The organism is Bacillus safensis FO-36b (assembly GCF_000691165.1).
Lineage (GTDB): Bacteria > Bacillota > Bacilli > Bacillales > Bacillaceae > Bacillus > Bacillus safensis.
In genome coordinates this window covers 272,606-292,627 of record NZ_ASJD01000001.1, presented here as the reverse complement: position 1 = coordinate 292,627, position 20,022 = coordinate 272,606, and the positions used below count along the sequence as shown (strand labels likewise).

General features: G+C 42.5%; 22 protein-coding genes and 2 other annotated features (1 of these 24 running past the window's edge). Of the genes, 2 read left to right on the top strand and 20 right to left on the bottom strand.

Annotated elements, in window-relative coordinates; all coding sequences use genetic code 11:
- The first annotated feature begins 58 nt into the window (after nt 1–58).
- Both BA81_RS01450 and BA81_RS19830 read left to right on the top strand, forming a co-directional pair.
- Nucleotides 59–1,201, top strand: coding sequence for an IscS subfamily cysteine desulfurase (locus BA81_RS01450; RefSeq protein ID WP_186365565.1), 1,143 nt, complete (start codon nt 59–61; stop codon nt 1,199–1,201).
- 3 nt (nt 1,202–1,204) lie between these two features.
- Nucleotides 1,205–1,747: a transcription repressor NadR gene (locus BA81_RS19830; protein ID WP_024423154.1), complete on the top strand. Its 543-nt coding sequence runs from the start codon at nt 1,205–1,207 to the stop codon at nt 1,745–1,747.
- Between the two features lie 24 nt (nt 1,748–1,771).
- Here BA81_RS19830 and pheA read toward each other — a convergent pair whose 3' ends face one another.
- From pheA to BA81_RS01345, 20 genes are all read right to left on the bottom strand, one after another.
- Nucleotides 1,772–2,650: a prephenate dehydratase gene (gene pheA / locus BA81_RS01440; RefSeq protein ID WP_034279853.1), complete on the bottom strand. Its 879-nt coding sequence runs from the start codon at nt 2,648–2,650 to the stop codon at nt 1,772–1,774.
- 18 nt (nt 2,651–2,668) lie between these two features.
- A complete protein-coding gene (locus BA81_RS01435; protein WP_008342790.1) occupies nt 2,669–3,112 on the bottom strand; it encodes an ACT domain-containing protein in 444 nt (147 codons plus the stop codon).
- A 55-nt stretch (nt 3,113–3,167) separates the two neighbouring features.
- Nucleotides 3,168–4,454: a GTPase ObgE gene (gene obgE, locus BA81_RS01430; RefSeq protein WP_024423156.1), complete on the bottom strand. Its 1,287-nt coding sequence runs from the start codon at nt 4,452–4,454 to the stop codon at nt 3,168–3,170.
- Between the two features lie 21 nt (nt 4,455–4,475).
- Nucleotides 4,476–5,069: a sporulation initiation phosphotransferase B gene (locus BA81_RS01425; RefSeq protein ID WP_034279849.1), complete on the bottom strand. Its 594-nt coding sequence runs from the start codon at nt 5,067–5,069 to the stop codon at nt 4,476–4,478.
- A gap of 257 nt (nt 5,070–5,326) precedes the next feature.
- Nucleotides 5,327–5,611: a 50S ribosomal protein L27 gene (gene rpmA, locus BA81_RS01420; protein WP_003216586.1), complete on the bottom strand. Its 285-nt coding sequence runs from the start codon at nt 5,609–5,611 to the stop codon at nt 5,327–5,329.
- Between the two features lie 12 nt (nt 5,612–5,623).
- The gene (locus BA81_RS01415; RefSeq protein WP_034279847.1) at nt 5,624–5,962 is read right to left on the bottom strand and encodes a ribosomal-processing cysteine protease Prp; all 339 of its coding nucleotides are present in this window, start codon (nt 5,960–5,962) and stop codon (nt 5,624–5,626) included.
- 14 nt (nt 5,963–5,976) lie between these two features.
- Nucleotides 5,977–6,285 (bottom strand): 50S ribosomal protein L21, encoded by a 309-nt coding sequence (rplU, locus tag BA81_RS01410; RefSeq protein ID WP_003216781.1) that lies wholly within the window; start codon nt 6,283–6,285, stop codon nt 5,977–5,979.
- 12 nt (nt 6,286–6,297) lie between these two features.
- Nucleotides 6,298–6,370: a sequence feature (ribosomal protein L21 leader region), on the bottom strand.
- Nucleotides 6,371–6,436: 66 nt separating this feature from the next.
- Nucleotides 6,437–7,306, bottom strand: a complete 870-nt coding sequence (locus BA81_RS01405) for a M50 family metallopeptidase (RefSeq protein WP_034279844.1) — start codon at nt 7,304–7,306, stop codon at nt 6,437–6,439.
- On the bottom strand, nt 7,299–8,090 hold the full coding sequence (locus BA81_RS01400; protein WP_034279841.1) for a M23 family metallopeptidase: 792 nt from the start codon (nt 8,088–8,090) through the stop codon (nt 7,299–7,301). The genes BA81_RS01405 and BA81_RS01400 overlap by 8 nt, the downstream gene beginning before the upstream one ends.
- A 217-nt stretch (nt 8,091–8,307) precedes the next feature.
- Nucleotides 8,308–9,111: a septum site-determining protein MinD gene (gene minD, locus BA81_RS01395; protein ID WP_017358134.1), complete on the bottom strand. Its 804-nt coding sequence runs from the start codon at nt 9,109–9,111 to the stop codon at nt 8,308–8,310.
- A 2-nt stretch (nt 9,112–9,113) separates the two neighbouring features.
- On the bottom strand, nt 9,114–9,797 hold the full coding sequence (gene minC / locus BA81_RS01390) for a septum site-determining protein MinC (protein ID WP_034279837.1): 684 nt from the start codon (nt 9,795–9,797) through the stop codon (nt 9,114–9,116).
- A 54-nt stretch (nt 9,798–9,851) separates the two neighbouring features.
- Nucleotides 9,852–10,370: a rod shape-determining protein MreD gene (gene mreD / locus BA81_RS01385; protein WP_034279834.1), complete on the bottom strand. Its 519-nt coding sequence runs from the start codon at nt 10,368–10,370 to the stop codon at nt 9,852–9,854.
- Nucleotides 10,367–11,266 carry a rod shape-determining protein MreC gene (gene mreC, locus BA81_RS01380; protein WP_034279831.1) on the bottom strand — a complete coding sequence of 300 codons (900 nt, stop codon included), beginning with the start codon at nt 11,264–11,266 and terminating at the stop codon, nt 10,367–10,369. Before mreC ends, mreD begins: the two co-directional genes overlap by 4 nt.
- Before the next feature lie 27 nt (nt 11,267–11,293).
- The gene (locus BA81_RS01375) at nt 11,294–12,313 is read right to left on the bottom strand and encodes a rod shape-determining protein (RefSeq protein WP_007501538.1); all 1,020 of its coding nucleotides are present in this window, start codon (nt 12,311–12,313) and stop codon (nt 11,294–11,296) included.
- Between the two features lie 89 nt (nt 12,314–12,402).
- On the bottom strand, nt 12,403–13,077 hold the full coding sequence (gene radC, locus BA81_RS01370; RefSeq protein ID WP_034280738.1) for a RadC family protein: 675 nt from the start codon (nt 13,075–13,077) through the stop codon (nt 12,403–12,405).
- Nucleotides 13,078–13,124: 47 nt separating this feature from the next.
- Nucleotides 13,125–13,694 carry a Maf family protein gene (locus BA81_RS01365; RefSeq protein WP_034279829.1) on the bottom strand — a complete coding sequence of 190 codons (570 nt, stop codon included), beginning with the start codon at nt 13,692–13,694 and terminating at the stop codon, nt 13,125–13,127.
- A 177-nt stretch (nt 13,695–13,871) separates the two neighbouring features.
- Nucleotides 13,872–15,080: an SPOR domain-containing protein gene (locus BA81_RS01360; protein ID WP_051627320.1), complete on the bottom strand. Its 1,209-nt coding sequence runs from the start codon at nt 15,078–15,080 to the stop codon at nt 13,872–13,874.
- Nucleotides 15,046–15,777 carry a prepilin peptidase gene (locus BA81_RS01355; RefSeq protein WP_034279827.1) on the bottom strand — a complete coding sequence of 244 codons (732 nt, stop codon included), beginning with the start codon at nt 15,775–15,777 and terminating at the stop codon, nt 15,046–15,048. The genes BA81_RS01360 and BA81_RS01355 overlap by 35 nt, the downstream gene beginning before the upstream one ends.
- A gap of 147 nt (nt 15,778–15,924) precedes the next feature.
- Nucleotides 15,925–17,229 (bottom strand): bifunctional folylpolyglutamate synthase/dihydrofolate synthase, encoded by a 1,305-nt coding sequence (locus BA81_RS01350; protein ID WP_034279825.1) that lies wholly within the window; start codon nt 17,227–17,229, stop codon nt 15,925–15,927.
- Nucleotides 17,230–17,294: 65 nt separating this feature from the next.
- Nucleotides 17,295–19,937 (bottom strand): valine--tRNA ligase, encoded by a 2,643-nt coding sequence (locus tag BA81_RS01345; protein ID WP_025092445.1) that lies wholly within the window; start codon nt 19,935–19,937, stop codon nt 17,295–17,297.
- 60 nt (nt 19,938–19,997) lie between these two features.
- Nucleotides 19,998–20,022, bottom strand: a binding site (T-box leader); it runs 205 nt beyond the window's last position.

Here is a 20,022-nt window from a genome sequence, read left to right as displayed (position 1 = left end):
TCATTACACAACACTAAAATAAATACAAGAAAAAATTTTCACACGGGAGATGGATGGGTTGGTTTATTTAGATTACGCAGCTTCTACACCTGTTTCAGAGGAAGCGCTGCATGTTTTTGAGCAGCTAAGTAAAAATTTCTACGGAAATGCAAGCAGTCTTCATGATGCCGGGGGAAAAGCAAATGACATATTGACTTACAGCAGACAATCACTCGCTGCCATGATCGAGGGTGAACCAGATGGAATCTACTTTACAAGCGGTGGAACTGAATCCAATCTCCTTGCGATTCAATCGATCATCAATGGACTGCCAGCACATCAACAGCATGTCATCACAACTTCAGTTGAGCATCCTTCTGTTCATCATGCAGTTAGCAGCTTAGAGCGTCTTGGCGTAAAAGTCACGATCATTGAACCGAATCAGGATGGAATCATAACAAAGGACATTCTCAAAAAAGCATTATTGCCTGAAACAGGGCTAGTATCTATTCAGCATGCTAATTCAGAAACAGGAATTATCCAGCCGCTTGCTGAATTAGCCCCTCTTTTAAAAGAAAGGAACATTCTTTTTCATACAGATGCTGTGCAAACATTTGGAAAGATTCGTGTGTCCATCAAAGAACTTGGAGTCGATGCTGTGTCCATCTCAAGTCATAAAGTGTATGCTCCTAAAGGCGCTGGTGCTGTTTATATGGGCGCACATGTTCCTTGGAAACCTTTATATGCAGGTGCAGTTCAGGAAAATGGCTTACGTCCAGGGACAGTGAACGTTCCATGTATCGGTGCTTTTGCGGCCGCGAGCGAACAAACGATGCTTAGGCTGGATGAACAGCATAAATTAGATAAGCAGCTGCGTGATTATTTTCTTCAGCAGTTAAAAATAAGACAGCTGCCAGTTCGTACACTTCAGGACAATGACAACCGCCGCACGCTGCCTCATATTATTGGTTGTTTTTTTGAAGGGTTTGAAGGACAATATGTAATGTTAGCATGTAACCGGCATGGGATTTGTCTTTCAACTGGAAGCGCATGTGCTTCTGGCTATCACCATCCTTCCCCTGCTGTGAAGGCATTGCGTGTATCAGATCGTGATGCCCTTCAATTTATTCGACTATCATTTGGATGGCAGTCATCAAAAGAGGACATCGATCAGCTTTTGCATACATTTGAGCATTTGCAAAAGGAGAAGAAGGGAGCTTAGGACGTGGAGCAAGAGAGGAAACTCATTGGCGAAGAAAGAAGAAACGCCATTTTAGAGTGGCTGAAAGAAACAGACACACCGCTTACTGGAAGCTTTTTAGCTAAAAAGGCGGCTGTCTCTCGGCAAGTCATTGTACAAGATATTTCATTATTAAAAGCAAAAAACGAACCCATTATTGCCACAAGCCAAGGCTATGTGTATATGGCAGCGCAGCATGCGCCAGAAAGAGAAATTGAACAAATCATCGCCTGCAAGCATGATCCTGCTCGTACAGAAGAGGAACTGACCTTAATTGTAGACTTTGGTGTGACGGTGAAAGATGTGATCATTGAGCACCCTGTTTATGGTGAACTGACGGCCTCTATTCGCGTCAGTACACGGAAACAAGTCGCTGATTTTGTGCATCATATTTCTAACACCGGCGCTTCCTACTTGTCAGAACTAACAGACGGCGTGCACCTGCATACTCTCACTTCTTACAGCCAAAAGCAACTTGACCAAGCCATTCAAGCGCTGGATGATGCTGGGTTTTTAATAAAAGACTAAAAAAATAGTGTCCTGCACGGGACACTATTTTTCATTCGTTAATTCATATGTTTGATAGCTGCCGAGCAGCTTAACCTCACAGCCAATCGCCTCTAATTCTTGAATCGCACCAGGAACGAGGACATCATCCATTTCTTTTTCAATATCAATAATAAATAAATAATGTCCAAGACCTGTTTTTGTCGGACGAGATTCAATTTTTGACAAGTTGAGATTCCGCCAAGAAAAAGCAGACAGCACGCGGTGCAATGCGCCTGATTGGTCATCCTTAGGCAGACTGACCACAATGGTCGTTTTTGGCTTTGATGAGAAACCAGAATTCATTGGGAACGATGCGTTAGGATCTTTATGTAAAATCACAAAGCGTGTATGGTTGTGCGGATAATCATGAATGTCTTTTTTCGCAATCGTCAAACCATACGTTTGTGCGGCAATTTCATTAGCAATAGCCCCGACAGCTTCATCTGGATGCTCACTGATGTATTTTGCTGCATAGCCTGTTGATTCCACTGGCCGATGAGGAATATGAGGGTACTGCTTTTTCAGAAATTGATGACACTGGGCAATCGCGTGAGGATGTGATTGAATGACATCTAATGTCTCCCAGCTCTCGGCTCTTGATGGGTGGACAAGCAAATGCTGCCGAATTGGTGCTGTCATTTCCCCCACAATGGACAGCGCTTCTTCATGAATTAAATAATCAATCGTTAAGTTCACAGAGCCTTCGAGTGCATTTTCAAGTGGAACGACCGCCAAATCGACTTCGCCCTTTGACACAGCATCCATACATTGCGGAATCGTTGCATAGGCACGCTGCACCGCATCTTTTGGAAAACAAGAGCATACGGCCAAATGAGTAAATGTTGCCTCTGGTCCAAAATAACCTACAGTTAATTGCTTCATCTGCTATGATCTCTCCTTTTACGCCCCGGAACCTAAAATTTCGACTTTTTCGACAAATTCAAGCTTTCTTAATTGATTCATGACGGTGTTAATATCATCTGCCATTCCAGCTGTACTAATTGATAAGGTGACATTCGCTCTTCCTTGCAGCGGAATCGTTTGGTGAATGGATAACACATTACAGCCAGAGTCAGCCACAATTTGAAGCAGTCTTGATAAAGCCCCAGACCGGTCCTCAAGGTGGAAAAACAATGTGATGATCTGCTCTTTCACCATTGTATAAAATGGAAAAACAGCATCTCGGTATTTATAAAAAGCACTGCGGCTTAAATCCGCTTTTTGAACAGCATCGGCAACTGAATCCGCTTTTTTGCGATCGAGAAGCTTTTTGACTTCAAGCGTTTTTCGCATCGCATCTGGAAGTACATCCTCTCTTACTAAATAGAACGTTTCTTCTTTCACCTGTTTTCTCCCCTTTTAAAAACGGGAGAGCCCATGGTCTGGACCCTCCTTTTGATCAATCAATAAATTCGAATTCAAATTCAAGCAGACGAATGATGTCGCCATCTTTTGCTCCGCGCTCACGCAAGGCATCATCGACACCCATTCCGCGCAGCTGTCTAGAGAATCGTTTAACAGATTCATCTCTTGAGAAGTCTGTCATCTTAAACAGACGCTCAAGTGCTTTACCCGTTAAGACAAATGTGCCATCTGGATCTCTAGAGATTTCAAATGGTGCATCGCCTTCATCAAACCTGTACATCACGCGGTTATCCGACAGCTCCTCTTCATTATAGAGCGGGAATTCCGGTGTTGTTTCAAGCTGATTGGCGATTTCAAATAAGAGCTCACGAAGCCCTTCTCTTGTGATCGCACTAATCGGGAACACTTTATAGTCATCCGTTAATTTTTCCTTGAATGCCTCTAGATTGTCAGCTGCATCTGGCATGTCCATTTTGTTCGCAACAATGATTTGCGGACGCTCTGTCAATCTCATATTGTACTGCTCAAGCTCTTCATTAATCGTCACGTAGTCTTCGTATGGGTCACGTCCTTCAAGTCCAGACATATCAATGACATGGACAATGACACGTGTACGCTCAATATGACGTAAAAATTGATGACCTAAGCCAACGCCTTCGTGCGCTCCTTCGATCAGTCCTGGCAGATCCGCCATAACAAAGCTTCGGTTATCGTCTGTTTCAACAACCCCGAGGTTCGGTACAAGCGTTGTAAAATGGTAATCCGCAATTTTTGGTTTCGCAGAAGAAACAATCGAGAGCAGCGTTGACTTCCCGACACTTGGGAAACCAACAAGTCCAACATCTGCAAGTACTTTTAATTCTAAAATGACGTCACGTTCTTTACCTGGTTCACCGTTTTCAGACAGCTGTGGTGCAGGGTTTGCTGGTGTTGCGAAGCGTGAATTCCCACGTCCGCCACGTCCGCCTTTGGCAATTACAGCCCGCTGCCCATGCTCTGTCAAGTCAGCTAGTACTTGTTCCGTCTCTGCATCTGTTACAACCGTACCCGGCGGAACTTTGACAATCATTTCTTCCGCATTTCGGCCATGCTGGTTTTTACTCATTCCATGCTCGCCGCGGTCAGCTTTAAAATGGCGCTTATAACGAAAGTCCATTAACGTTCTGAGTCCTTCGTCTACTTCAAACACAACATCTGCACCATTTCCGCCGTCGCCGCCTGCTGGGCCGCCCTTTGGTACATATTTTTCACGACGGAACGCCACCATACCGTTTCCGCCGTCACCGCCTTTAACATACACTTTAACCTGATCTACAAACATAACTTCCTCCGTTTCTCTGCATCACATATCTCGTTCTTGCCTCAAACAAAGCTCAATCATGGACTCATGAGGCGTCACATGAAATTGCGTTATACTCATACATGGATAGTTTGCGTCATGAAACGCATTTAACGCATCCAAACTTGTTAATTTTCCTTTGAAATCAAAATATAAGATCACATCATTTTCTTCATGATCTGTTTGGAACGTGACCGTTAAATGATTTTCAGTTTTTTGGCAAACTGATTGATCAAATATCGAAAACAACTCCTGTGATACCGTTAGCAGCTGCGATTCATATGCTGATAAGTCTCGGGTTTCACCAAGCACTTCATATTCTAAGGTGATAAAATGCGACTCCCAATTAAATGTTAGAAAGTAATAGGCCAATTGGGGAATTTTTAAATTTGAGAGTTTGGATTCATGCTGTGCTTCAATGACCATTTCTTCTATAATTTCAAACACGCGGTCATATTTTTCTAATGTCAAGTTGCCTTTGATCAGCTGTAATTTATTCATCCAGTCGTGTCTTGAACGACTGAGCAGATCAATCAATTCATTTGTTAATGCAACGTGAGTTAATTTTTCATTTTCTTTACTTGGTATCTCTTCCATTATCGCACTCCCAATCGTTTGGTCTCTCTTTTAGGAGTCTTATCATCAATATGTCTCCCTGAATTATAACAGAGAAGACAGCATAGAAAAACACTAGTTATGTGAGGAAAGGTTGTTTTTTCTGATCGTATAGGAGAAAATGAGGCAAAGTCAGCAAACGTTCTTTGATATTTATGGAGTGCATCTTCTTTTATCATCTTCGGTACTGCTTGTAAAAAGTGAAAAAAACTCCAGTCAATGACCGGAGTTTTTAGCAATTATTGTGCCGCAGGATATACGCTCACTTTTTTACGGTCACGACCGAAACGTTCGAATTTAACCGTTCCGTCGATTTTAGCGAAAAGAGTGTCGTCGCCTCCGCGTCCAACGTTTTCACCTGGATAGATTTTCGTTCCACGTTGACGATAAAGGATAGAACCACCAGTTACGAATTGACCATCAGCACGTTTAGCGCCTAAACGTTTAGACTCAGAGTCACGTCCGTTCTTTGTAGAACCTACCCCTTTTTTAGATGCGAAAAATTGAAGATCTAATCTAAGCATGAAGTTCACCTCCTATTTTTTTGTTGATATTCTCACATAATCGTGATAATCTCGTTCAATTGTCTCCAAGGAAACGACCATGCCTTCTAAAAGCAGCTGGGCTTTTTCAAAGGATACTGGATCTGTATCAGCCGGCAGTTCAAAAGAGAAGTAGCCGCCTTCTTCACCAATATCAAGCAGTGGGTCCAATCCTGTCAGTGCAATAATTGAATTGACTGAGCCGAAAACAACAGCAGATACACCTGCACAAACGAGATCCTGACCTTTTTCAGCAAACTCGGCATGTCCAGTCATCTGAAAAGACGTAATGCTTTCATCTGCTGAAGACCGAGTAATGGTTGCTTTGATCATATCACTCACACGCCTTAAGCGTTGATTTTTTCGATAACAACTTTAGTGTAAGGTTGACGATGACCTTGTTTCTTGTGGTTGTTTTTCTTCGGTTTGTACTTGAACACAGTAATTTTCTTACCGCGACCTTGTTTTTCAACTTTAGCCGTTACTGTTGCTCCAGCAACTGAAGGGTTACCCACTTTGACAGTGTCTCCGCCGACAAACAATACGTTTTCGAAAGTTACTGTTTCACCTGCTTCAGCAGCTAGTTTTTCAACATAAACAGTTTGACCTTCTTCAACTTTTACTTGTTTACCACCAGTTTCGATAATTGCGTACATCTCTGCACCTCCTAATAAACTCAGACTCGCCGAATACAGGGGGCCATAGGCACTTTACACCTGCTCCGCGCGGTTGTAGCACGGGTGCTACATATCCATAACATTAAAAAATATATCAAACTAGACGCAGAATGTCAATGTATTTTCACCATTAGTACGGTAAAAGAAGCTCTTCCATTGAGGAGGTGGTTCTGCGGTCTGAAAAATACGCATGGAGCAGTTCATTTTCATCAAGCTGGCTCATCTTCACGCCATCTCTTTCAATAATAATCGGATGTTTGCAGCCCCTTTGAAATCGTGCCATCACTTCGTATACTTTTTCCTCTGCACTTGCTCTCAGCGGAATCAGTTTTTCTACCTTTTGCTCTTTTTTACCGTAATACCGTTCTAGTAAAAAGCGAACCCTGACGTAATGCCGCTGCCTGTGCTCCATCACGAGTGAATAAGCTAAAAAAGTGAGCAGCACCCAGCCATTGAATTGCAGCGGTGCAAACAAAAGTAACCCTCCTGTCAATAGACCGAAAAAGACAAGTGAGCCTTTTATTGCTAGGGCATGTGCACGTTGGAAAGGGTAAAAAACGGATAAGAGCAAAAAGAATAATTTTCCGCCATCAAGCGGCCAAACGGGCAAAAGATTCACAAGAAAAATCGCCATATTATAAAAGGTAAACATCGTAAAGACGTCATGCGAAATAAGAGAAGCCTCCATGAAAAGCCATGCCATGAGCTGGAGCGGTACATGCTGAAGCGGCCCGCACAAAATGACCGCCAGCTCTTCTTTTAACGGACGGTTCCCATGTTCCTCTACTTCCACCGTTCCGCCAAATGGCAGTAAAAAAATCCGCCGAATGCGCCAATGATAATAGCAGGCAGCCGCTGCATGTCCAAGTTCATGGACACAGACGATGATAAGCAGACAAAGCAGCGGCTTAATTTGGCCTGACAGAACCGCAAACGCCATCACAATCCACAGCAGCGGATGGATATGAATTTTCGTCAGCATGAGCAGCCATCTATTCAAAGGTCATCACCTGAATAGGATCGATAAATTGTTCATTTTGCTTAATGGCAAAATAATACGTGCCCTTCCCTTGATCATCAAGCGAAATCTGGCCAATTTTTTCACCCTTATCGACAAAATCGTATAAGGCCACATCCGCTTTCTTTAATTGACCGTACCAGCTATAGCTGTTATCTGCATGCTGCACCACCACGGTAAGCCCTGTATCGCTTTTCTTTTTCACCTCAACCACATAGCCTTCCTTCATACTATCTATGGCTTCAGCGGATGTCTCCACTTTGACACCTGCTCCATTTTGCGTAAAGGATTCCTGCACTTTACCAGAGGCAGGAACAGCCAGTTCTTGATTCGCTTGTACGTCCTTTTGGCCATCTTTTTTCTCTGTTAAAAAGGCCAGCGGATGTCCAACTGTTTTTTCAAACCAGCGGTTAACAGCAGCAAATTGAAAATCTTGCTCAAAGGTCTGAGTAATCATCGGCTTCAGCTGCTGAAACGGACCTGTCTGACCTTTAAATGAAATGGCTGCAATCAACACAAGGGACGCTGATAATAAACATTTAAGCACAAAGGTATTCGGGTTAAATAAGGGATGACGATATTTCTTTGGCTGATGGGACGCCGGTTCATAGGAGGTCGAGCCAGAATGCTTTTCTTCCTCTGTCAGCATAACCCATGGCGGGATATCTTCTTTTTTCTTGAAAGCCGTCTTCTTAGGGAGAGCAGCTGGCTGCATCGTTTTGCGTCGCTGCGCGATTTTCTTTCGGTACTCGTCCACTCTTTTCATGAGATCACCCTTTACATACAAACAGTTTGTACATTTTATGTGACAACCCCATCTGATATGCAACAAAAAGACCGATTCTCATCGAATCGGTCTCAGCGTGCAGAGAAACCCTCGCATTCAGTGTCGGTCTGCGCTCCGGTGCTCACGAATGTCAAATTCGCTTCGCAAAGGCAGCCGCCTTTCCTGACTGCAAAGGTTTTCTATCACGGTTCAGTGATTATGCTCTTACACCAAAGAATGCTTTAAGCTTTGCAAACATTCCCTTGTTTTCTTCTTCAAAAGATTGAAGCGGTACTGATTCGCCTAGTACGCGGCGGGCAATATTGCGATAGGCAATCGATACTTTGTTTTTAGCATCCATGACAATCGGTTCACCATTGTTTGAAGCCTTAATCACATCATCATCATCTGCTACGATGCCAAGTAGATCAATCGATAAGTGATGTACCACTTCATCTACATCCATTGAATCGCCATTTTTCGCCATGTGTGTACGAATACGGTTGACAATCAAACGAGGCGGTTCGATATCTTCTTGTTCTAACAAACCGATGATTCGGTCCGCATCTCTCACAGCTGAGATTTCAGGCGTCGTCACGACAATAGCCTTGTCTGCACCGGATACAGCATTTTTAAAGCCTTGCTCAATTCCAGCAGGGCAGTCAATGACAACATAATCAAAGTCTTGTTTCAATGATTGAATTAATTCTTTGATCTGTTCCGGCTCTACAGCCGTTTTATCGCTTGTTTGAGCAGCAGGTAAAAGATACAAAAGATCCTCGAAACGCTTATCTTTTACAAGCGCTTGGTGAATTTTGCATCTTCCTTCTACTACATCGACTAGATCATAAATAATGCGGTTTTCTAGCCCCATCACGACATCCAGATTCCGAAGGCCGATATCGGTATCAACTAGACACACTTTTTTCCCTTGAATTGCTAGTGCTGTGCCTAAGTTTGCAGATGTTGTTGTTTTGCCAACGCCGCCTTTTCCTGAGGTAATCACAATAGCCTCGCCCAATTTCACATTCCTCCCTCAAGCCTTGTCAGATTAGGTCTTATATGAGCCAATTGCTGCAGGCGTTCAATGATCATATTGCCATCTATATCTAAATAAGCACATTCCATTTCATTTCCATCTTCTTTTTGGTCTGGTGCACGGTTAATAACTTGTGCGATGCGAAGCTGTGTTGGAATCATATGTGATGCCGCAATAACAGCCTGTTTGTTGCCATTACATCCAGCATGCGCCACACCTTTTAATGCGCCAAGCACAAAAATATTTCCCCCTGCGCGAATCGTTCCGCCAGGATTGACATCTCCTATTAATAAAAGATCTCCTTCGACATACAGCACCTGTCCAGAGCGTACAATTTTTGCTACAGAAGTAATTTCAGCCTCTGCTTTTAATCGTCTCGCCTCTTCAGTTGACATGACGTCACTTTCAATGGAGTGGATAACGAGATGTTCATTTTCAGACACCACTTCGGTCAAACGTGTCTCCTGATCCTCTGTTAAATAACGAAAACCAAGCTTAATATGCACATTGACCTTATGTCCTTCTCTTCCATCTGTATATTGCTCAAGTAATAGAACCTCTCGCAAGCCAGAAAGAAGGTCATCAAACGAACAGTCATCATTTAACTGTAATGTTAATCCGTTTTTTGTACCTTTTATCGTCACATATTGCTGTTTTTGAGTTTTCAAGATGCTCACCTCAACAACATACTCATTTCGCCGTAATTGGACAAACTCCTGCTTTTATTCGTCGATCAGTTCTTGTTTCACATGGGTGAAAAAGAGCCTTAGCGGCACAACAAGTATGAGAGACGCAGCAGTATTTAAAAGAATCGTTGGAATAAAACGTTCGATGACATACGTATTAAACGGCATAATTCCTGGTTGAATTGTCGCTTGAACGCCGTATACATAAAACTCCATCACGGAAACAGCAATAATCGACAGAAAGACGACAACTAACATATTCGTTTGCAGAACTTTAAAGGCTTTTGCTAACAAATAGCAAAGCGCCCCAAAGCCAAACATATGAACACCAAGTATACCTGTATATGAAATATCATATAAAAGTCCAAAGATAAATCCGTAAATCACACCATATTTTTGATTCACAAAAGCAGTCACAAATACAAGTGCGAGTAAAATGAAATGAGGAGCTAAAATTTGATTCTCTGAAACAAATGGGAGCTTCACTAAATCAACAAAAATGCTGTCAAATACGAAGATAAACAACATGACGAAAGCAAGAAGGACACGTTTCACGAGCCTTCCTCCTTCGTCAATTCAGATGCATCTGCTGTACTTGTGCTGCGATTCACCACAATCACGCGGTCTAAATTGTTGAGTTCAGCCGCTGGTTCTACGTAAATGATCTTTGTCAGGCCGTAATGGTCTGGCTCAATTTCACTCACCTTACCAATCGTTAAGCCTTGCGGGAATACGCCCCCTGCTCCAGATGTTTCAACAAGATCTCCTTTTTTGACATCCCCATCTGCATCGGATTTCAGAATATTCATAGTCAGCATTTTTTTCTTGCTGTCATAACCGTTAATGATTCCATTGAGTTCTTCTTTGCCCTTTTTCGCATAAATTTTCGTTGAAATTCTATTATTTTGGTCAGTAGAGCTTAGCAACCTTACAGTCGAAGTAAAATTGTTGAGCTTATCACTTTCAATTTTCCCAATTAACGCACCACTCTCATTTGTGACCGCCATATCTTTGTCCACGCCTTGTTTTTTCCCTTTATCAATCATCACAAAGCTATCCCAAAGAGATGGGTTTCTTGCGATAACAGTTGAGAGAATTGGCGTGTAGTCACGAATAGAGTTCACATAGCCAAGCTGTTTGCGAAGCTTTTTGTTCTCATCTTCTAGTTCTTGAAGTTTCGCCTCATATTGGGTTTGTCCATCAAGTTTTTTTCGAAGACGCTCGTTTTCATCATATGTGTTCTTTAAATCTTGTACGTTCCCATAAATACCGGCAATAAATTGTGATGGTTTATGAAAGACACCTTGAAAAAAGCCTGTCGTATCCCCCACTAATTTTTCCGGCCATGAAGCACCTCTGCCGCTTTTCACTGAAAAACCAATCATGGCCACCAGTACGATGACACAGACAAGGAGCAACATTAATCTTTTATTCATAAAAAACTGCGGCATGTCTTACACCTCTTTAATTACGACCGATTATCGATTATCTTTTGATTTTCCTTTGAACAAATGAATATGTTCTAGTGCTTTCCCTGTTCCGATTGCCACACAGTCAAGCGGGTCTTCTGCAATAATGACTGGCATTTTCGTTTCATCACTAATGACTTTGTCAAGATTACGAAGCAATGCTCCGCCTCCTGTTAAAACAATTCCGCGGTCCATAATATCTGCTGCCAGCTCAGGCGGGGTTTTTTCAAGAGTCATTTTCACTGCATCGACAATTGTTTCCACCGTATCGCGAAGCGCTTTTGCAATCTCTTCTGCCGTAATAGAGATTGTTTTTGGCAGACCTGTTAAAAGGTCACGGCCGCGAATGTCCATCTCATCATGTACATCAGGCTGCGCAGAACCGATTTCCATTTTAATCGCTTCTGACGTACGATCACCGATCATTAGGTTATACGTTTTACGGATGTAGCTGCTGATCGCATCATCCATTTCATCTCCTGCCACGCGGATTGATTGTGATGTCACAATGCCGCCAAGAGAAATAATCGCTACCTCTGTTGTACCGCCGCCAATGTCCACAACCATACTTCCTGTTGGCTCCCATACAGGCAGGTTAGCACCAATTGCCGCAGCAAATGGCTCTTCAATCGGGTATGCGTCACGTGCACCAGCTTGTCTTGTTGCATCAATGACTGCACGCTCTTCTACAGCTGTAATACCAGATGGTACACATACCATGACGTAAGGTTTACGAGCAAAAAGCCCTTTGCCTTTTAATGCTTGATTAATGTAATATTTCATCATTGTTGCTGTCGTCTCGTAATCTGCAATGACTCCGTCTTTCATTGGGCGTAATGCCACAACATTACCAGGTGTACGGCCAATCATGTTTCTAGCATCATTTCCGACTGCCACTATAGACTTCGTATCAGTTTCCAAGGCTACGACCGAAGGTTCTCTCACAACAATGCCTTTTCCTTTAATAAAAACAAGCGTATTCGCTGTTCCAAGATCTATTCCAAGGTCTTTTGTACCAATTCCAAACATATGTATGTATCTTCCTTTCTTAAACCAAAATTCCCTTAGGGAAAAACTCATAAACTCTATTATATCGTAAAACATTGAAAAAAAAAGTGTTACAAATACCCTTTTTCCTTCAAACTCACAAATTTTTGATCACCTATGACAAGATGATCAAGCAGCTGTATTCCAATCAGCTTTCCACATTCAAAAAGTCGCTGTGTGACTTCAATATCTTCCCTGCTCGGCGTCGGGTCTCCAGATGGATGGTTGTGCACACATATAAATGAAGCAGCCGAACGTTTAAACGCCTCTTTGAAAATTTCACGCGGGTGAACGATGGATGAGTTCAAACTTCCAATAAACACAGTATGTTTATGAAGAACTTGATTTTTTGAATTGAGATAAAGACAAACGAAATTCTCCTGTTGTAAAAACCTCATATCTTCCATCACATATTTTGCCCCATCCTCTGGTGTGCGGATCACATAGCGGTTGTCCGTCGTTTGATGGTGTAATCTAGTGCCGAGTTCTAAAGCAGCTAATAGAGAGACCGCCTTCGCCTTTCCAACTCCTCGAATCTTCGACATTTCTTCAATTGAGGCTTCTCTTACAGAGCGAAGACCGCCAAATGTTTGCAGAAGTCTTGCAGAAATTTGGAGAACTGATTCCTTTTTTGTGCCTGTCCTTAAAAGAATCGCAACAAGTTCATGGTTTGACAGACTGCCGGGACCATATTTCATAAATCGTTCTCTCGGCTTTTCATCTTGAGGAAAATGCTTTAGCAACATAGGGAAATCGTTCATGATGCCCACTCCTTTTAGATTCCTTCCTGTCATCAAAAAGGGGTGATTCCAAATGTTTCGAGCACTCTAACTGTTTTGGCAATAGGGAGACCGACAACGGAAAAATAATCACCATCTATTTTTTGAACAAACAGTGCGCCTTTTCCTTGAATGCCATAGCTTCCCGCTTTATCAAGCGGTTCTCCCGTTTCGATATAGCGGTCTATTTCATTTTGCGCAAGTGTCCAAAACGTCACTTCTGTTTGTTCATAAAATGTTTCTTTTCTATTCTCTGACTGAATCGTGACACCAGTCAAGACTTGATGTGTCTTTCCTGACAATAATTGAAGCATTGAGGCCGCTTCTTCCTTGTCTTTTGGTTTCCCAAGACATTTGCCGTCAATTGCAACAATCGTATCTGCACCAATAATCACAGCTTCGGGATATAATCTTTGAATATCACTTGCTTTTTGTTCTGCCAACCATTGGACGTTCTCTGCAGGAGAAAAGTTTCGATTTATTTCTTCTTTTAATTGACTTGCTTGAATTTCATAAGAAAACCCTGCTAGATCAAGCAATTCTTTTCTTCTAGGGGATTGAGATGCGAGAATCAATTGGTTCATGTTTGTTCATCCTTTCAGGGTTTAGCCTAAGAAGTAAGATACCCATTCATCCTATCAAATGTACATCTTACCGACAATTTACGAAAATTCATTTTTCATGTTCCTTCATCATTATGTTGGATGCAAAAGAAAAAAACTAGTCATTTTTTGACTAGTTTGGTTTCTTAAAATATGATTTTACGTATTTAATTGATCAAGCAGTGCCTGCTGAGATTTCCACCCGTTTTCAGCAGTAGGTTCATTTAACAGCTGCACCGCTTTCAGCAAACTGCTTTTAGCTGGTGCGTCCGTTGTTTTGGCACTTTCAAGCTCAGAGATCAGCTGCGCAACGTCCTTTTGATCCACATCATCCCCTGCAATGACCTTAGAGGATAAAACAGATGCCTTTTCTATTAAACTAGTCAGCTCCTCCGGTACTTGAAATGAGAGCTCCTTGCCTCCCCACGCCTCAAAGTGCTGATCAATCAGCTTCTTCCCAACAGCGCTTGTCATGCCCTGTTCTGTCGCAAGCCCGGCAATAACATAATAGCCATCATCCATTGAGACCTTTTTCCCCGCATATCCTGCTTCTTTTAAACTGCCAACTAATTCATCTGCTCCTTTTTCAGAGGAAAACTTTCCAGCCTGTACAACATATGTTGAAAAGCTGCCAGAGGCGCTTTTTTCATCTTTATTCTCTTTTGATTCATCAGCAGTATCTGCTGGCGGCGCATCCCCGCCCGCTTTCATCGATGATTGATTTCCGGAAGCTGAAACGCTGATATCTCCCCCTGATGGATTCTGATTACCATCTTGACTTAAGCTAAGTGCAAACACACCTAGGCCTGTCCCAAGAACCACTGCAAACACAATCGTTGTCATCACTCTCTTAAACGGGCCGCGGTTTTTACCGAACTTCTGATCAAAGGAGCCTTTTTTCTTTTGATAAGGTGTGACGACCTTTGGATCAGAATGATAAATATGATCAGCTGCATCATCCCACTGGAAATCTTCTTCTTTCGGTTTAGCCGGTTCTTCCTCGGAAGCAGCAGTCTCCAGTTCTGACTGCCTTTTTTCCTCCCAATTCGAAAACGTCACTTGATCATCCTCTTGTTGTTTTAGCGGCTGATGGTCATCTTCATGAAGCATTTCTTCTTTGCCATTAATATTGACTTTTAATCCCTGTTTTTTTGCCTGCCTTTTTTTCACTGTCATTCCCCGCTTTCTGACATTGTTTGTAAGAAAGACCTTTTTGTCCAATGAATCAGCGCGAATGTAACCCGTCCTTCTTTCTGTTTCACACTTTAACATAGCGGATAAAAAAAAGAACAAGACTTTTGTCGGCAGGGAAAAAAAGTGTTCGCCAATTTTTTCAACCGGTCGACCCGGTGAATGAGAGCATGACATGAGCTCCAAAGAGATACAACCAAAAAGAAAAAGAGATCGCAGGAACAAAGGGAAATGGCTCATCTAATCGAAAGGAAAAAACCTTCGCATAGACGATTCCAGCGATACACGAGAGGAAAAGAATGAGAAGGAATGGCTTGAATCCTAAGCAAAATGCAAGCACTCCGAACAGCTTGATATCAGCTCCGCCCATGCTATTTGGCTTGAAACGATCTAAACTATAAAACAAGAGAAAGCAAAAAAGAAGCGAAGCCGCTCCTTCCCACCAAATAAGAAGAGGTTCAAGCGTGCGGTATATGACGAAAAGAGGGAAAAAGAAGAGAAACAGCTCGTTTGGCACCCTCATATAAAGGAGATCGCTCACGACAGCAATCACAAATAAACTACAAAGAATCACAAGAAAAAGACCTTCAAACGAAATACCAGCGATTCTATACATGAGCAAAAAAAGACTGCCTGACAGCAGCTCAATCAGTGGATATAGCAAAGACAGCCGAGTGCCGCAATGTTTACAAGCCCCCCTCAATAATGCATACGAAACTAGCGGAATCATCTCGCGCAAGGAAAGCGGCTGTTTACAGACTGTGCAGTGAGAACGAGGAAAAAGAATAGACCGCTTCAGTGGCAGCCTTTCACCAACTAGATGAAAGAACGACCCCATAGTGATGCCTGCAAGAAACACAAAAATGCCTATCATATATTGTGACCCCTTCCGAGAATAAGATAGACCGGATTTTACCACGACCCTATTCATTGAGCACATAGCGAAAATATGATTTTACTTCCCTTCTGCGTATCAAAAGAAAAAAACGCAAGAGGCATTGAAGCCATTTGCGTTTTTTTGTTACCCGATCATACGATTACGTATATCTGAAATAAAATAAAGAGAGCCTGTCACAAGAATCACCGCTGAAGGATCATCACTTTTTTTCTGAATGAACTCAAGCACTGTACGAGGGTCATCATCATAAGACTTTGCGTCTAACTGACTGCATACATAAAGCTTTTCAGCTGATTCGGCTCTTGGAAAATCAAATGAAACAAAATGGATAGAAGAACTAACGGCTTCAAGCTTTTGAATCATTTGCTTGTACGGCTTATCTTTTAAAGCACTAAAACATATATGCACCTGTTTACTAGAAAAATGAGCTTGCACAGTTTCAATTAAACGGTCGATCCCTTCTTCATTATGAGCACCGTCTAAATACACTGGAGGATGATCTTTGACTTTTTCAAACCTTCCAGCCCAAACTGCCTGCCGAATGCCTTCATATATTTGCCCTTCTGTCACGCTAATATAGCCTTCTTGCTCCAGCCATTCAATGAGTAAAACAGCAAGGGAAGCATTTTGCCTTTGATGCGTTCCAATTAATCCTGTTTCAAGCTGAGGATACCGCCTTTTTGATGTGCGTAACGTGAATCGTTCACCTGTTTCTGTCGGCTGCTGCTCATCAAAACTACAAGTATCATGTAAGGAAATACATTCGGCATTCTTTTCTTTGGCTGTGTTTTGAATGACAGCAAGAGCTTCAGGCTGGTGAACTGCCGTGATCATCGGAATACCCTCTTTGATAATGCCTGCTTTTTCAGCTGCAATTTGTTCAAGTGTGTCACCTAAAATGGCCATATGATCATGACCAATCGACGTAATCGCTGTTAAGATTGGCACAGCAATATTTGTAGAATCAAGCCTTCCGCCAAGCCCTGTTTCCAAGAGGACAAAGTCTACTTGGTGCACATGAGCAAAATAAGCAAATGCACACGCTGTAATGATTTCAAATTCTGTTGCTGCGCCAAGCTCAGTTTGATCTAATTCATCAACAAGCGGCTTGATTTCATTCACCAAACTCAGCCATTCTTCATCCTCTATAGGCGCTCCGTTCACGCTGATTCTTTCATTGAACGTTAGTATAAATGGGGAGGTGAAGGTTCCGACCGAATAGCCGGCTGCCTGTAAAACAGAACGCGTAAACGCAATGGTTGATCCTTTACCATTTGTACCTGCAACATGTATTGCTTTTATGCTTTGTTCCGGATTGCCTAGTCTGTTCATCAGCCATTTCATTCGTTCAAGACCCGGTTTTACACCAAAGGCCAGTCTGCTGTGAATCCACTCAATCGCTTCATGATAGGTTGTAAACAATGTCATCTCTCATTTCATACGAAATTTTCAAAAAAGACGACTCCATTTCATTAGGAGCCGTCTTTTCAACCTTATGCTTTCAGCTCTTCAATACGCTTTTGAACAGCTTCGCGTTTTGCGACATAATCACGTTCTTTCGCACGCTCTTCTTCTACGACACTTTCAGGTGCTTTTTTCATAAAGCCTTCGTTGCCAAGCTTTTTCTGTACTCGTTCCACTTCTTTTGTCAGCTTATCAAGCTCTTTTTGCAGACGTGCAATTTCTTCATCCAAGTTGATTAAGCCTTCAAGCGGCAGAATGAGTTCTGCTCCAGAAATAACAGCCGTCATCGCTTTATCACTAGCTGGAACATCTGTGCCAATTTCAAGAACACTTGGGTTCGTGAAGCGCTCAATATATGAACGATTTTTCTCTAAACGTTCCTGAACATCAGACGTAGATGCTTTAATGTAAAGCTCAACTTGTTTGCTCATTGGCGTGTTCACTTCACTGCGAATGTTACGAACAGAACGAATGAGTTCAACAAGCAGCTTCATATCAGCAGAAGCTTGTTCATTGGAAAGCTCCGGCTTCACTTCAGGCCATGCCGCTACAGTAATGGACTCACCTTCATGCGGCAGATGCTGCCAGATTTCTTCTGTTAAGAACGGCATAAACGGATGTAGAAGCCTCATCGTTTGATCTAATACATACGCAAGGATCGAACGAGTCGTTTTCTTCGCCGCTTCGTCTTCACCATAAAGCGGAAGTTTCGCCATTTCAATGTACCAATCACAGAAATCATCCCAAATGAAGTTGTATAAATGTCTGCCCACTTCACCGAATTCATACTTGTCAGCAAGCTGTGTGACACTTTCAATCGTTTCATTTAAGCGTGTTAAAATCCATTGATCAGCAACTGATTTTTCCCCTGATAAATCAAGCTCATCATACGTTAAACCATCCATATTCATTAAAGCAAAACGGGATGCGTTCCAAATTTTGTTCGCAAAGTTCCAAGTGGATTCAACCTTTTCAAAGCTAAAACGAAGATCCTGACCTGGTGAGCTTCCAGTCGCTAAGAAATATCTTAATGAATCCGCACCGTATTTGTCGATGACCTCCATTGGATCAATTCCGTTTCCGAGCGACTTACTCATTTTACGTCCTTGTTCGTCGCGGATGAGTCCATGAATGAGGACATCTTTAAACGGTTTTTCTCCTGTGAATTCAAGACCTTGGAAGATCATGCGGGATACCCAGAAGAAAATGATGTCATAGCCTGTTACAAGCAGATTGGTTGGGTAGTAGCGCTTGAAGTCTTCACTGTCTGCATCTGGCCAGCCCATTGTAGAAAACGGCCAAAGTGCTGAACTAAACCATGTATCAAGCACATCGTTATCCTGTTCCCAGTTCTCAATATCTTCTGGTGCTTCAAGACCAACGTATACTTCTTTCGTTTCTTTATGATACCAAGCCGGAATTCGGTGTCCCCACCATAGCTGACGAGAAATACACCAGTCACGGATATTTTCCATCCAATGTAAATATGTCTTCTCAAATCGATCTGGAACAAATTGAACTTGATCGTCTCCTTTTTGCAGATGAATGGCTTCGTCTGCCAGCGGCTGCATTTTCACAAACCATTGTGTCGATAAATACGGTTCAACGACAGCTCCACTTCGCTCACTATGACCAACTGAATGCATGTGGTCTTCAATTTTGAACAAAATGCCTTCCTCTTGTAAATCCTTCACAAGCTGTTTGCGGCATTCGAAGCGGTCCATCCCTTTATATTGCAGTGCATTCGCATTCATTGTGCCATCTTCATTCATGACAAGAATACGCTCTAACCCATGGCGGTTTCCAAGCTCAAAGTCATTCGGGTCATGAGCAGGTGTAATTTTCACAGCACCTGAACCAAACTCCATATCGACATAGTCATCACCGACGATTGGGATTTCACGGCCTGTAATTGGTAAAACCACTGTTTTTCCAATCAAATGCTGATAGCGTTCGTCATCAGGGTGTACGGCTACGGCTGTATCCCCCAGCATAGTTTCAGGTCTTGTTGTCGCAATTTCAATTGAACCTGTTCCATCTGAAAGCGGATATCTCAAGTGATAAAACGCACCTTGAACATCCTTATAAATCACTTCAATATCAGAAAGTGCCGTTTTCGTTGCTGGATCCCAGTTAATGATGTACTCTCCGCGATAAATAAGCCCTTTTTCATACAATTGAACAAACACTTGGCGAACGGCTTTATTCAGACCTTCATCTAAAGTAAAACGTTCACGGGAGTAATCGAGGCCAAGGCCCATTTTCGCCCACTGGCTCCGAATAAAATCTGCATATTCTTCTTTCCACTTCCACGTTTCTTCTACAAATTTCTCCCGGCCAAGGTCATACCGGCTTACGCCTTCTTCGCGAAGCTTTGCCTCGACTTTTGCTTGAGTCGCAATACCGGCATGGTCCATACCTGGAAGCCAAAGAACGTCATAGCCCTGCATCCGTTTCATACGTGTCACGATGTCTTGGAGTGTAGAATCCCATGCGTGCCCAAGGTGCAGTTTTCCTGTCACGTTTGGTGGAGGAATGACGACTGTATATGGATCTTTCGTTTTGTCATTTTGTGCTTCGAAGAATTTCCCTTCAAGCCAGTACGTATAGCGGTCTTTTTCAATCGCATTTGGATCGTACTTTGTTGGCATTTCTTGATTATTTGTTCCCATTTGTGTAACCTCCACATTTTTTCGGCTGATGAAACATAAAAAAAAGCCTTTCCATCCTTATAAAAGGACGAAAAAGCTTTTTCGC